Consider the following 515-nt stretch of genomic DNA (forward strand, 5'->3'; position numbering starts at 1 on the left):
GGGCTCGCGGCGCTAAGAGGTCTGCGCGGAACCGCCTTCGACCCGTTTGGATACACCGCCGAACGACGCACGGAACGGGCATTGGTCGGCGAGTACCGTGCCTGTGTCGAGGAACTCCTTCAGACGCTATCGAAAGAGAACCTCGCCGCGGCGCTGGAGATTGCCGCCCTGCCCGAAACCATCCGAGGCTACGGCCATGTAAAAGCACGCAACATCGACGCTGCCCGCGTGCGATGGGTGACCTTGATGGGCCAGTGGCGTAAGAGCGGCACTGCGGCTCATGCGCCGCCGCCGGTCCAGCGCAAGCACAGTGCTGCGACCCCCTGACCCAGCGCCATCGCCATCTCCTCCAGCGCATAGAGCAGATTCGCTGCGGTCTCGTGAACTCACAAAGCCGCAGCAACCCGGGAAGCGGCCCCGCCCGATCCCGCCAGCCATAGAGCATGCAAATACTGGCGCAGCCAGATAATTCAGGAGACACCCATGCCTCACCATCGCACCGTCGCCAACGCCTC

Annotated in this window: 1 protein-coding gene; it reads left to right on the forward strand. The window is 64.5% G+C overall.

The features are described 5' to 3' along the window. Nucleotides 1–327: DUF6537 domain-containing protein (locus AWB68_RS46175; RefSeq protein ID WP_235028913.1), on the forward strand; the 327-nt coding region annotated here is incomplete at its 5' end. Nucleotides 328–515 lie beyond the last annotated feature (188 nt).

The sequence above is a fragment of the Caballeronia choica genome (assembly GCF_001544535.1).
Lineage (GTDB): Bacteria > Pseudomonadota > Gammaproteobacteria > Burkholderiales > Burkholderiaceae > Caballeronia > Caballeronia choica.